Origin of the sequence: Enterobacter sp. BNK-14, assembly GCF_047456095.1 — a bacterium.
Taxonomy (GTDB): domain Bacteria; phylum Pseudomonadota; class Gammaproteobacteria; order Enterobacterales; family Enterobacteriaceae; genus Enterobacter; species Enterobacter kobei.
Genome location: NZ_CP179897.1, coordinates 1,876,996 through 1,890,375 on the forward strand (window position 1 = coordinate 1,876,996; position 13,380 = coordinate 1,890,375).

Here is a 13,380-nt window from a genome sequence, read left to right on the forward strand (position 1 = left end):
GATTACTTATTCATTTCTGTGGGTCGCAGAAAATTTGCACTTGCACACGCGGCCACAATCGAATAAAAATACAGAAATTACGAATAAACATTCATTAAGGGTTGTGCCATGGTGAAGGAACGTAGAACCGAACTGGTCCAGGGATTCCGCCATTCTGTTCCCTATATCAACGCCCACCGGGGAAAAACGTTTGTCATCATGCTTGGTGGCGAAGCCATTGAACATGAAAACTTTTCAAGCATCGTCAATGACATAGGCCTGCTGCACAGTCTCGGGATCCGCCTGGTGGTGGTCTACGGCGCGCGCCCGCAGATCGATGCCAACCTGGCCGCTCACCACCACGAGCCGATTTATCACAAACATACCCGCGTCACAGATGCGAAAACCCTGGAACTGGTGAAACAGGCGGCAGGGCTGCTGCAGCTGGATATTACGGCTCGCCTGTCGATGAGTCTGAACAACACGCCGCTGCAGGGGGCGCATATCAACGTCGTGAGCGGCAACTTTATCATCGCCCAGCCCCTCGGCGTGGACGATGGCGTGGATTACTGCCACAGCGGCCGCATTCGTCGTATTGATGAAGAGGCCATTCACCGTCAGCTGGACAGCGGTGCCATCGTGCTCATGGGCCCGGTGGCGGTATCCGTGACCGGCGAAAGCTTCAACCTGACGTCAGAAGAGATTGCCACCCAGCTGGCTATCAAGCTGAAGGCGGAAAAAATGATTGGGTTTTGCTCCTCACAGGGCGTCGTTAACGATGAAGGGGTGATTGTGCCGGAACTCTTCCCGAATGAAGCCCAGGCGCGCGTGGAAGCGCTGGAGGCCGAAGGAGATTACCACTCCGGCACCGTGCGTTTTCTGCGTGGTGCGGTGAAGGCCTGCCGTAGCGGCGTGCGCCGTAGCCACCTGATCAGCTATCAGGAAGACGGGGCCTTACTGCAGGAGCTCTTCTCCCGGGATGGCATCGGCACCCAGATTGTCATGGAGAGTGCGGAGCAGATACGCCGCGCGACCATCAACGATATCGGCGGTATTCTGGAACTGATCCGTCCGCTGGAACAGCAGGGTATTCTGGTGCGTCGTTCCCGTGAACAGCTGGAGATGGAGATCGACAAATTCACCATTATTCAGCGCGATAACCTGACCATTGCCTGCGCTGCGCTCTATCCGTTCCCGGAAGAGAAGATCGGTGAAATGGCCTGTGTGGCTGTGCATCCTGACTACCGGAGCTCTTCTCGCGGAGAAATGCTGCTAGAGCGCGTGGCGGCGCAGGCGCGCCAGATGGGGTTGAGCAAGCTGTTCGTCCTGACCACGCGCAGCATTCACTGGTTCCAGGAACGCGGGTTCACGCCGGTGGATATCGATTCCCTGCCGGAAACGAAGAAAGAGATGTACAACTATCAGCGCCGTTCAAAAGTGCTGATGGCCGACCTGGGATAATACGCCACTTGCCGGGAAGCGCTGCGCTTACCCGGCCTGCATTTCGTCCCTCATTCAGAGAGACTCAAAGATTGCGCCCAGCCCGCTTCGGCGTTCCGTGCGGGTGGCGATGGCCTGCATCAGCACGCGTTCATCGGTATACAGCGACAGGCGCTGACGCGCACGCGTGATGGCGGTATAGATCAGCTCACGGGTAACGACAGGTGAAAGCTGCGTCGGCAGGATCAACGCCGCATGGTTAAACTCAGAGCCCTGCGATTTATGCACCGTCATCGCCCATGCAGTTTCATGCTCGGGCAAACGGCTGGGCTGGAAGGACTTCACGCTACCATCCGGCATCTGGAACCAGACGCGCAACCCCTGCCCACGATCGAGTGCAATGCCGATATCGCCATTAAACAACCCCAGCGCACTGTCGTTGCGGGAAATCATCACCGGGCGCCCTTCATACCAGCGCGAGTGCAGGGTACGGTTGATTTTACGTTTCTGCGCCAGCAGCTGTTCCAGCCTGTCATTCAGGCCGCTGACGCCAAACGGTCCCTCCCTCAACGCGCAGAGCAACTGATATTCGCCAAACGCGGCAATCACCTGCTCCGGCGGACGTTGCTGTTGTACGCCGGTGAGAAAATGTTGATACCCCAGCAGGGCATCATCCAGCATCGCCTGATACTCTTCCCCACTTTGCAGCGATTTTTTCTCAATGTCGGTAAAGGTACCGTCAAACACCGCACAGGTCGTGTGCCGGTCTCCCCGGTTCACCGCCGACGCAAGCTGCCCGATGCCGGAGTCGCTGCCGAAACGGTAGCTTTTTTGCAGCAGGCACAAGCTGTCGCGCAGCGCGCCCGCGACCGAGTGCTGTTCCGCCGCAAGGGAACACCCTGTAAGGCGGGCCAACTCCTCCGCGCGTTCCGCGGTATAACCCAGACTGGCATAGGTGCAGATATCACCCAGCACGGCCCCGGCTTCCACGGACGCTAGCTGGTCACGGTCGCCGAGGAAAATGACCCGCGCATGAGGCGGCAAAGCATCGATCAGCCGCGACATCATCGTCAGGTCAATCATCGACGCTTCATCCACCACCAGCACATCCAGGTGTAGCGGGTTACCGGCATGGTAGCGCAGACGCTGGCTACCCGGCTGCGCGCCAAGTAACCGATGCAACGTGCTGGCTTCATTGGGTAAAAGCGCAAGCTGTTCCCCTGTGAGCGGCAATTTTTGCAGGGCACCGCCTAATGACTCCGTCAGACGTGCCGCGGCTTTACCGGTGGGAGCCGCCAGACGAATACGACACTTTTGCTCACCGGATAACTGAATCAGCGCGGCAAGCAGTTTTGCAACCGTCGTTGTTTTCCCGGTGCCCGGGCCGCCCGAAATCACCGAGATCCGCCGCGTTAACGCCACGGCGGCCGCCACTTTCTGCCAGTCAGTCGCGTCGTCAGAGGTAAACAGCGTATCCAGCACTTGCCGGAGCTGCGCTTCATCGCAGGGAAGCGGGGCGTTGGTCTCGCTGAAGAAGCGCGCCACCGTCAGTTCGTTACGCCAGAGTCGGTTCAGATACAAACGCTCGCCGGTCAAAATCAGTGGCGTCCCGGTATCGGTCGCGCTGACGGCAGGCGAGCGGAGTAATATCGCCTGCCAGTCCACTGCCTCACCGAGCAGCGCGAAACACGACTGCAGCGCCGGAGGCATTTTCTCATCCACAGCCAGACGCGACAGCGGAAGGCACACATGCCCCTCGCCTGCGTCCTTACTCAGAATGGCGGCAGCGAGCATAACGGCTGGCTCCTCGCCCGCCACCATCATGGCAAACTGCACGTCCAGGTGGCGCAATAATCGTTGTTCTACCGCCTCCAGCAATAGCGCCTGCATCGTCATACCACCTCCTCTGTGCGTGCAGCAAACAGGTTATCCATTTTTTCAATCAGCTCCACGGCCGGACGGGTGCTGAAAACGCCCGACTGCGGGTCGTTAGCATCCACGCCGCGCAGGAACAGGTAAATAACGCCGCCAAAATGGTCTTCGTAACGGTAATCGGCCATGCGATGGCGCAGGTACCGGTGCAACGCCAGGGTATAGAGCTGATACTGCAGGTCGTAGCGATGCATTTGCATCGCTGAGGCCATCGCCTGTTGGGTATAGGCTTCGCTGTTCTCACCCAGCCAGTTCGATTTGTAATCCAGCAGGTAGTAGCGCCCTTCGTGGCGGAAAACCAGGTCGATGAACCCTTTTAACATCCCCTGAACCTGGCGGAAGTTGAGCGGTGGGCACCCGGCGGATAACGGATCGTACTCACGGATCAACGCGTCAAGCGCGTCGGCCCTGAGCGGGCTGGCGATGGGGAGATAAAACTCCATTTCGACCTGTTTATCTTTGGCGGTCAGCTGGCTGAGGGAAATCCCCTGTGTCGTGAGCGGCGCGTGCAAAACAGCGCGGAGCCAGTCGGTGAGAACCGGCTGCCATTGGGCGTCGTAGCCGCCGCTCTGGAGCATCTTCAGCACCCATTCTTCAGAGACCGGCTGGGTAAAATCCAGCTCTTCAAACAGGCTGTGTAAAAACGTGCCCGGCGAGGCCCCACGCGGGAACTGATGCGGCGTGAGCACCGGTTCAGCGGGCGCGCTTCCTGCGCCTGCGGCATCTACGTCCAGTTTAGGCATCAAATCCTGAGCAACGCTTTGCCCGTGCTGCTGTAAACCGGAGTAACTGGTAACGCGCCAGTCGTCGGCAATCGTGCGGGCAACCTGGCGGGCATGCAGCTCTGACGCTCTCTGTTCCGGCGTCTGCCAGCGGCTGATGTCGGGCTGAGACGGAATATGCAGGGCAACATGCTCTGAGCAAAGAGATTCGATGCACTGGCGCAGACCGGCAGCATCTTTGGGTTCGCCTCGCTGGATAAGCCTTCCCAGCGCACTCAGATGAAAATCACTCTCGCCGCTCTTATCGCCCCGGCGACGAAACAGCGGCGCAACGCCCAGGCTGCAGTGCCAGACCGAGCGGGTCAGCGCCACATAAAGCAGACGCAGATCTTCTGCCAGACGCTCGGCTTCGGCTAGCTCAACGCTTGACTCTGCGTTGCTGAGATCGAGTACCGCTTCAAACGACTCGCGATCGTGGTAAAAAGCCTGATCCTGCACGCGGTAATTGGCGATAAAGGGCAGCCAGACCAGCGGATATTCCAGGCCTTTCGATTTGTGAATGGTGACGATTTGCACCAGGTGTTTATCACTCTCAAGGCGCATCTGCTGGCTGGACGAATTACTGTTCGGGTCGGCAATCTGCTGCGCCAGCCAGCGCACCAGGGCATGCTCGCTCTCCAGCTGTGTCCCCGCTTCCTGCAGCAATTCGCTGATATGCAGAATATCGGTCAGACGGCGCTCGCCGCCCGCGGTTGCGAGCATGTTCTCCGCAATGTGACGCTCTGCCATGAGCTCGCGCACCATCGCCATCACGCCGCGCTTTTGCCATTTTTCGCGGTAGCGAACAAACTCTTCTACCACGGCATCCCACGCGGCTTCGTCATTGTTGAGCACATCAATATCACGCGCATTCAGCCCGAGCATCGCACTCGCCAGTGCACTGCGCAGCGTACTTTCACGCTCTGGCGCCAGCACGGCCTGCAGCAGCCAAAGCATCTCCTGGGCTTCCAGCGTTTCAAAAACGCTGTCGCGGTTTGAAAGATAGACGGACGGAATATTCAGTAGCGTCAGGGCGTCGCGAATAAGCGCGGCCTCCTGGCGGCTTCGCACCAGCACCGTGATATCGGATGCTTTTACCGGCGCGGGTTTATCGCCCTTCCACAGCAGCGCATCTCCCCGCGCGCCTGCGCTGAGCCAGTCCCTAATCTGCGCCGCACAGTACTGGGCCATGGCATTTTGATAGTCGGCGACGCCACAGCCTTCTCCGTCCAGCAGCCAGAAGTGCATGGCGGGCTGCGTCTCACCGTTGAATTCGAAGCGCAACGAATCGTTTTTCGGGGCAAATTTGACCGGCAGAAACGGGATTTCCCGGAACATAAACGCCATATCCATGCGACTGAACAGCGCGTTAACGCTTTCCACCATGCCGGGAGAGGATCGCCAGTTGGTATCGAGCGTATAGTGCGCATCAACCTCACTGCGGGCTTTCATGTAGGTGAAAATATCCGCACCGCGGAAAGCGTAAATGGCCTGCTTCGGATCGCCGATTAACAGCAGTGCGGTGCCGGGCTGATGGCGCCAGATACGGCGGAAAATACGGTACTGCTGAGGGTCGGTATCCTGAAACTCGTCAATCATTGCGACCGGGAAGCGAGTACGAATCGCCTCTGCAAGCGCTTCGCCATTTTCGCTGCACAACGCCGCATCAAGGCGACTCAGCATGTCATCAAACCCCAGCTCGCCCCGCCGGCGCTTTTCGCGCGCCACGGCATCGCGAATTTCCGTCATCGCACGGGTGATCATCAGATCGTTAAGCGTCAGGGGCTCCGCCAGCAGAGTTTCAATTGCCACAAACAGGGGATGTTCAGGCACAATGCCGTCGGCTTTGGTCCGCTCAACCAGGAAACGCTGTGAGAATTTCTCCAGCGCGTCCGGAAGCTGATAACCGCGCGTCTCTTCCTTCGCCCACGCGCTGATCTTCTCGATCCATTTTCCCTGGTTGCCACGGTTGAACTTGCGTCTGTCGATCCCGGAACTCTCGATGATCGCCTCAATCTCGCCGACTGATTCATTCCATTTTTGCTTGATGTCTGCGATTCGCGCGATGATTTTTTCATGGCGTGAGGCCAGGGTTTCATCCGCTGGCGGCGGCGATTTGATGACCGGAGCTTCCCCCTGAAGATAACGATCGATGGCACGCAGCAGTGCCTCTGGCCCTTTCCACAAGGCATGTACCGCTTCGGCGATATCGCGCGGTAACGGGTAGCAGTGGCGACGCCAGAAATCCGCACAGGCCTGATAGCGCAGCACGGATTCATCTTCAATGAGTTGTTGTTCAAACAGCATGCCGGATTCGAACGCATTCAGACTCAGCATGCGCTGGCAAAACCCGTGAATGGTAAAGACGGACGCTTCGTCCATCTGTCGTTCCGCAAGGAGCAGCCACTGGGCGGCCTGCTGCTTATCAGCAATTTCTTCCAGAAGGCTCGCGTAGAGAGGGTTATCCGTACTCTGGCGCAGGCAGGCGATGCGCAGTTCGTGAATATTGGTACGAATACGGCCACGCAACTCAGCGGTGGCGGCCTCGGTAAAGGTCACGACCAACAGCTCTTCAACGCTCAAAGGGCGCGGAAAAGCAGCGTTACCGCCAAGCCCTAACAGCAGGCGCAGATAGAGCGCGGCAATGGTAAACGTTTTTCCCGTTCCCGCTGAGGCTTCAATCAATCGTTCACCCTGTAGAGGTAAACGTAAGGGATCAAGGGACTCAGCGGTATCGGTCATTCTTTCTTACTCCAGGGCATTGATTGCTGCAGCGCGCTGACGCTCTTCCAGACTTTCCAGCCTTGCGGGTTCACGTACTCCGTTTTCCCGTTCTGGCTACCGGAAACCTGAGACAGAATGGTGATGCCCTGCGGCTTTATCACGGCCTGATGGAAGAAGTCCGCAACCTTCTGCGGCGTCAGCTGTTTTATCTCGGCCACTACTTTATCACGCGAATCAAATTTCATATTACCGCGATCAAAATCTTTGCTCAGCTGCGACGCCTCTTCGCCCAGCGTCTGCGGCGGCTGCATCACCTGCGCAATGACGGCCTGCTGGATCTGGGAAAATTCTTCCGGCTTCATGGCCCGCAGCTTTGCTTCCACCTGCGGGAAGAACGCCTGATAGCGCTGCCAGAGATAGGCCGGTTGTTTATCGCTGCTTTGCAGCAGGAAGCCCAGCCCCCACTGACGGCCAACGTTCATCGAGAAAGCAAATACCGCGTAGCCAAGCTGCTCTTCCGTACGCAGTTGGTTATAGAACCACGGCTGAATAATCTGCCCCAGCACCGCGCTCTGTGCGGACCCGGAGAATTCGTCATAGCCCGTGGGCACAAACACTGCAGCCAGCGCGGAATCGGTACTGCTCCCCGCTTTTTCAAAAATCACATTCTGTTTTTTCTCAACCAGCACGTCCTGGTTACGGCACCACTCGTCGCCTTTCGAACCCAGCTGAGTGCGGACATTCTCTGCCAGCGTTTTAGCCTGTTCCTCACTCATGTTACCGACGATAAGGAACTCAGGACGCGTGTTAGTTTTCAGCGCATCACGGTAAGCCAGCACCTCTTTTAATGAGATAGATGGCAGCAATGCCCGGCGTTCTTCACGCTGGAAATACGGGATTTGCGACAGCATTTGCGCTGGCATCAGCGCCTGATCGTAGGCTTTGCCCTTTTCCGCAGAATCCATCATCTGCGCATACCAGGACTTGGCCTGCTCAAGCTGCTCTTCCGTCGGCGTATAGCTAAAATAGCCCTCCAGCAGTGCCTGGAACAGCTGAGGCAAACGCTGGGTATAGCCATTTGCATTCAGCATCAAACCATTGTTGGCATTGGTGGAGAAGCTGATCCCGCCAACGGCTGCCTGGTTGCTAAGCTGATCGAGCGCGATACCCGCGAGATAGTCATTAAGCGCGAACATCACCTGATTTTTGGCACTATTCATCGCTTTCGGATTACGCAGCACCACGCTGACATCCACCTTTGGCTCGCTCGCGAAATAACGGCTTGGGGTATACACCACGCGCAGCGTCGGCTCATCGACAATGAGCTGGGGGTGCGGATAATCCTTAGTGGTTTTGATAAGCGTAAAATCATCCGGAATGTAAGGGTTCAGTTCCGGCAACGTCAACGCAATCTCTCCAGCCTTCTTTTGCCAGGCAGCAAAGGTCTGGTCGCCGATCTTGTCTACCTGATAAGGTGCATCGACAAAGTAGGCGGTTTTGTTATGCGGTTCGTTCGGGCTGATGTACCAGATACGGGCATTCTGCGGGGTCATCATCGCCAGGCGCGCTTTTAACGCCGCCGCATCATAGCGATCGGCAATATTAACCGCATCGAGGGTGTGTTCCACCGGCACGCGGATCATGGTATCCGCCAGCCACTCCACATAATCCATGTCGCGGGTGATGGACGGGTAACGGAAATCGAGATCCAGCACATGAGCGAGTTCATCAAAATAGCGCTTATCGACGCCTTTCTCACGCAGCAAAGAGAGGTAGCTGAAGATAGCGGCAACCACTTCATCACGGTTGGCCTGCCCTTTGTCGGTCAGGGTGGCGGAAATTGCCAGCACGCCGCTGTTGCCGTTTACAACAGGATCCGAATCGGCGCGAATCCCTTCCACCAGCCCCTGTTTTTGCAGCCAGTCGGATAATGTTCCCGGACTGCGGTTACCAATCAGGTAGGTCACCAGCTCGTCGGTTTTGCTGCGAAACTGTGCGGTGTTGTTATCAATGCGGAACTCAACGCGCAGCACTTTGCGGGGCATGGCAGGAACGTAGTGGATGACGATCCCTTTTTGCGCGTCCGTGACAACCGGCACGTCAATCTTGGGCAGGTCGATATTTTTATTTGGCACCCGGCCAAACGTTTTTGCCGCCAAACCAGCCAGTTCAGGCAGCGGTTTGTTGCTGTAAATAACCGCTTTCATCAGGTTGGCTGAGTAGTATTTGTCGCGAAACGCATGCAGAGCATCAATGACCAGGCTGCCGGGTTTATCGCTGAGCGTCTCCAGATTGCCGCCCGAGAAGCGTGCACCTGGGTGCGCCGGGTTGATCGTCTCAGCGCTGACCTGCGCCATACGCATACCGTCTCGGGTACGGGCCATCGTCAGTTCGGCATTCACCGCATTGCGTTCGCGATCGGCGTATTTTTTATCCAGCAGCGGCGCGGCGATAGCATCCGCAAGACGATCAACCGCCCCGTCCAGCGCGTCATTTTCGACTTCGAGATAAAAGGCCGTGCGGTAAGGTGCCGTGCTGGCATTGTGGCTGCCGCCATGCATTTTTAGAAATTCGGACAGGCTATCCGGCTGCGGATACTTCTTTGACCCCATTAACGTCATGTGTTCGAGGTAATGCGCCAGCCCCGGATGAGCCTCAGGATCTTCCAGCGATCCAATTGGCACGACCAATGCCGAGAGGGATTTCACCGCCTGCGGATCGGAAACCAGCAGCACGGTCATGCCGTTATCAAGCCGGATCGCCTGATACTGCCGGGTGTCTTTTTCGCTCTTACGGATAGTGTCCTGAACGGGTTGCCAACCGGAGTCTGCCTGAGTGAAGGGAGCCCAAAGGGCGATAAACAAAACAAACGCTTTGAACACGGTGCTGCCTGGCATTACGACCTCTTTATCACGGCTATCCCCGTCATACTTCAAGTTGCATGTGCGTTGGCTGCGTGCGTTCACCCCAGTCACTTACTTACGTAAGCTCCAGGGGATTCACACCCTTGCCGCCTTCCTGCAACTCGAATTATTTAGGGTAAACATCATTAACACACTGCGTGCTGGACACGCCAACATCTCTTTATTGGGGGTACATCAGTCCGTGATAAGAAGTGCATCATAAATGAACACCCCATACTGCGCAATTTTTATACAGCGCTCAGGACTGATTAAATTTAAACAACGGTAACAGGTAGCGCTTTGCCTCTTCCGTGATAGCCTCAAAGTACTCTGGTTCGAGCGTGCGCCATAAGCGCTGATACCAGACATCTTCCCCCTCGCCGCGCACCATCATGTTCCCTTCATAGGCCTGTATAAATTTACTGCGCGCTTTATGCAGAGAAGCCTCATCCGTTAACATCGCATCATTCTGTGCGTCGTAACAGGCTTTTATCCACGCACCACCACTTTCAGGTAATAACAGCAGGGGTTTGTTCATTCCCTGGAGATAGCCCTCAATGTACAAAGAGAGGTAGCGAAACGCCTGCTCTGCCTCCATTGGCGGAAAGCGCCACTCGCCCTCTTTGCGCACGAAAATCCGGCTTTCGCCTTTATGGCCCAACGCACTGTAGACAAGATGTTCCAGCCAGAGTTGCAATCCCTGTGAAACGCTGAGCAGTGAAGGCCGCCAGCGCAGCAGCCCATCAGGCTGAACCTGAGTGAGCCAGCCGGTGAGCTGGATGCCATTGCAGCTAAGATCGATTTCGAGACTTTGTCCGGGCTGACGCTGCTCCCTTACGCGCTCCGCCAGAGCGTTCATCTCCTGGCATTGCGCCTCCCAGACGATCTCCCCAAACGCGCCATAAGGCAGTTGCCCTGCCGCACGATAGCGGCGATAAAGCTTGTCAGCATCTTCCTCGTCAACCAGTGCATTCAGCAGTTGCAGATTTAACTGATAGCGCTCCAGCCCTTCCAGCGTAAAAGGCTCTGCATCCGGAATTTCGCTCTCTTCAGAGCGGAAGTTGACCTGCAATCGCTGCTGGAAGAAGGCGCGAACAGGATGCGCCCAAAAGCGTTGAAGCTGTTCAAAAGTCAGGGTGTTAATGGGCAGCGGGTCAAGTGTCTGAATGAAATCCGTATGTGCTCTCCCCTCGTTTTTCGCCGCCGGTAGCCACTCGCGGGCATAGCTCTGCTGTTCGCTAACAACGTAGTTCATCGGGTCAAACGGCATACGGCTGTGGACACAGGTGATATGCGCCTTGACCCGCTGTTCGCTTTCATCACAGTTAAGGGCTTCATCACCCGCCAGATAGTGGCTCTGGCCGATATAATCCACTAACTCCTGCACCAGAACGGAGGGGAAGCGCTCGCTGTTATCCTGAATGGAGCGGCCGATATAGCTGATATAGAGCTTACTCTGGGCAGAGATGAGCGCTTCGAGGAAAAGATAGCGGTCATCATCACGACGACTACGGTCACCCCGCTTTGGATTTGCGCTCATTAAATCGAACCCCAGCGGCGCCAGGGCGCGAGGATAAACGCCGTCATTCATGCCGAGCAAACAGACCACCTTAAAGGGGATTGAACGCATTGGCATCAGCGTGCAGATATTGATTGGGCCCGCCAGGAAACGCTGACTGATTCGCTCCTGGTCAAGACGCTGCGTCAATTCATCCCTCAGCAGCGACAATGGAATCGCCTCGTGATAGTGGGAATTCACGCCCTCGTCGACGATAGCCTGCCACTGCGTTTCAATGAGCGCCATCGCCGCTTCGGTGTCACTGTCTGGCAGGAAGAAATCATTGAGCAACGCCCTGCAAACCGGAAGCCACTCTTCAAGCGGACGCGGCTGCATTAACTCACGACGCCAGCGGTTAAGCTGCATCAGCAGAGACGCTAAATGCCCCACCAGTTCAGCAATCAAACCGCTGGACTCATCGTAAGGCAGCACCTCATTCCACTCGCCCTGGCTGCTTTCCATGGCGTAGCCCAGCAGCATACGCGTCAGGCCAAACCGCCAGGTATGTTGCCCGGTCGGAGGAAGCTCGAACTCCTGGACGTTGTCGTCATCAATCCCCCAGCGCACGCCAGATTCATTCACCCACTGGCGAAGGTAGCGCAGCCCTTCCTCATTGATGTTGAAGCGTGCGGCCAGCACGGGAACATCCAGTAACGCCAGGACATCTTCCGAGATGAAGCGGCTATCCGGCAGTGAAAGCAGGGTAACAAAGGCCTGCAAGGCGGGATGCGACTGACGAGCGCGACGGTCAGAGATAGCGTAAGGCAAGTATCGCTCCCCTGTCGCACTGCCGAAAACAGCCTGAATAAAGGGGCTGTAGCTATCGATGTCTGCCACCATCACCACGATGTCACGCGGCGTGAGTTCGGGATCGTCCTGCAGCATCGCCAGCAACTGGTCGTGAAGCACTTCGACCTCACGCTGCGGGCTATGGCACACATGGATCGTGATACTACGATCGTCAGCATCCAGCTTCCGTTTGCTGTCGCTGCGTTCAAACTCTTTCGCCGTCACGCCCATAACGGCACGGTTTTCCAGATCAAGAATATCGAGCTGAATGTTATGCAGCAGGTTATCCGGGGCGATCTCGACAAAAGCATCCACATCGCCTTCACCCGATGAAGTGATATCAGAGAGCATGTGAATGTAATCACGTCCCAGCTTCCCCCATGAGGCAAGCAGCGGATTGGGCAGGTTCTGAATACCGTCTTCATCGAAAAGCTGCGCGGCGGTGGAGTCGTCTTTAAACAAAGGGACGGATCGCTCTTCAAAAAGGCGCTTTCTTTGGCGGGTTACCAGCCGCGAAAGCCAGCGTTCATCGAGGATATCCCCCCAATAGTGCCGGCAGGGGTTGGTAAACAAAATATGAATATCAATATGTTTACCCAGCGCATTCAGCGCCTTCAGATAGACAGGGGGTAATGCGGATATCCCACAGATAAAGACGCGTGACGGCAGACGGGCCGGGCGCTCCGACGCATTTTCGAGTATCGAGATAAACCGATCGTACAAATTGGCACGGTGCCACTTAGGCTGGCCCAGTTTCTCCGTATGTTCAACCAGCGCTTTCCACAGCGGCGCCTGCCAGATTTGCGCCTCCGGTAGCCCTTCAACCCGCTCACCCGCTTCCCAGCGAATTAACCAGTCAGCACGGTAAACCAGATATTGGTCGTAGAGATCGGCGGTACGGGACGCCAGCTGGAACAGCTTGCGCTTATCGGTATCGTCATTGAGATAGTGACGCAGCATGGCGAATTCATCGTGCTGCAGCATTTCCGGCAGCAGCGCCATCAGCTTCCAGCTCATGCTCTGCTTGTTGAAGGCGCTCTGCTCGGGAATGTCTGGCAATACGCGAACAAACATTTCCCAGATAAAGCTCGCCGGCAGCGGAAAATCAATATTCGCGGCAATGCCAAATTTACGGGAAAGCGACATTTGCAGCCACTGCGCCATACCGGTGCTTTGCACCAGCACCATTTCAGGCTCAAAAGGGTCGTCCAGCCGCTCGCGCTCAACGATAAATTCCATCAGCGCTTCCAGCACATCCAGACGATTTGAGTGGTAGACCCTTAACATAGACGCT

Annotated in this window: 5 protein-coding genes; 1 reads left to right on the forward strand and 4 read right to left on the reverse strand. The window is 56.4% G+C overall.

The genetic code is table 11. The features are described from left to right. Positions 1 to 108 precede the first annotated feature (108 nt). Positions 109 to 1,440 carry an amino-acid N-acetyltransferase gene (gene argA / locus ACMGGM_RS08960; RefSeq protein WP_014885072.1) on the forward strand — a complete coding sequence of 444 codons (1,332 nt, stop codon included), beginning with the start codon at positions 109 to 111 and terminating at the stop codon, positions 1,438 to 1,440. Positions 1,441 to 1,494: 54 nt separating this feature from the next. Here the strand turns inward: argA and recD are convergent, their stop codons facing one another. From recD to recC, 4 genes are all read right to left on the reverse strand, one after another. Continuing rightward, positions 1,495 to 3,315, reverse strand: coding sequence for an exodeoxyribonuclease V subunit alpha (gene recD, locus ACMGGM_RS08965; protein WP_063614149.1), 1,821 nt, complete (start codon positions 3,313 to 3,315; stop codon positions 1,495 to 1,497). After that, on the reverse strand, positions 3,312 to 6,854 hold the full coding sequence (gene recB / locus ACMGGM_RS08970) for an exodeoxyribonuclease V subunit beta (RefSeq protein WP_063943612.1): 3,543 nt from the start codon (positions 6,852 to 6,854) through the stop codon (positions 3,312 to 3,314). The genes recD and recB overlap by 4 nt, the downstream gene beginning before the upstream one ends. Next, positions 6,851 to 9,733, reverse strand: a complete 2,883-nt coding sequence (gene ptrA / locus ACMGGM_RS08975) for a pitrilysin (protein WP_063614147.1) — start codon at positions 9,731 to 9,733, stop codon at positions 6,851 to 6,853. Before ptrA ends, recB begins: the two co-directional genes overlap by 4 nt. 265 nt (positions 9,734 to 9,998) lie before the next feature. Further along, positions 9,999 to 13,373, reverse strand: a complete 3,375-nt coding sequence (gene recC, locus ACMGGM_RS08980) for an exodeoxyribonuclease V subunit gamma (protein ID WP_047624614.1) — start codon at positions 13,371 to 13,373, stop codon at positions 9,999 to 10,001. Between the last annotated feature and the right edge of the window lie 7 nt (positions 13,374 to 13,380).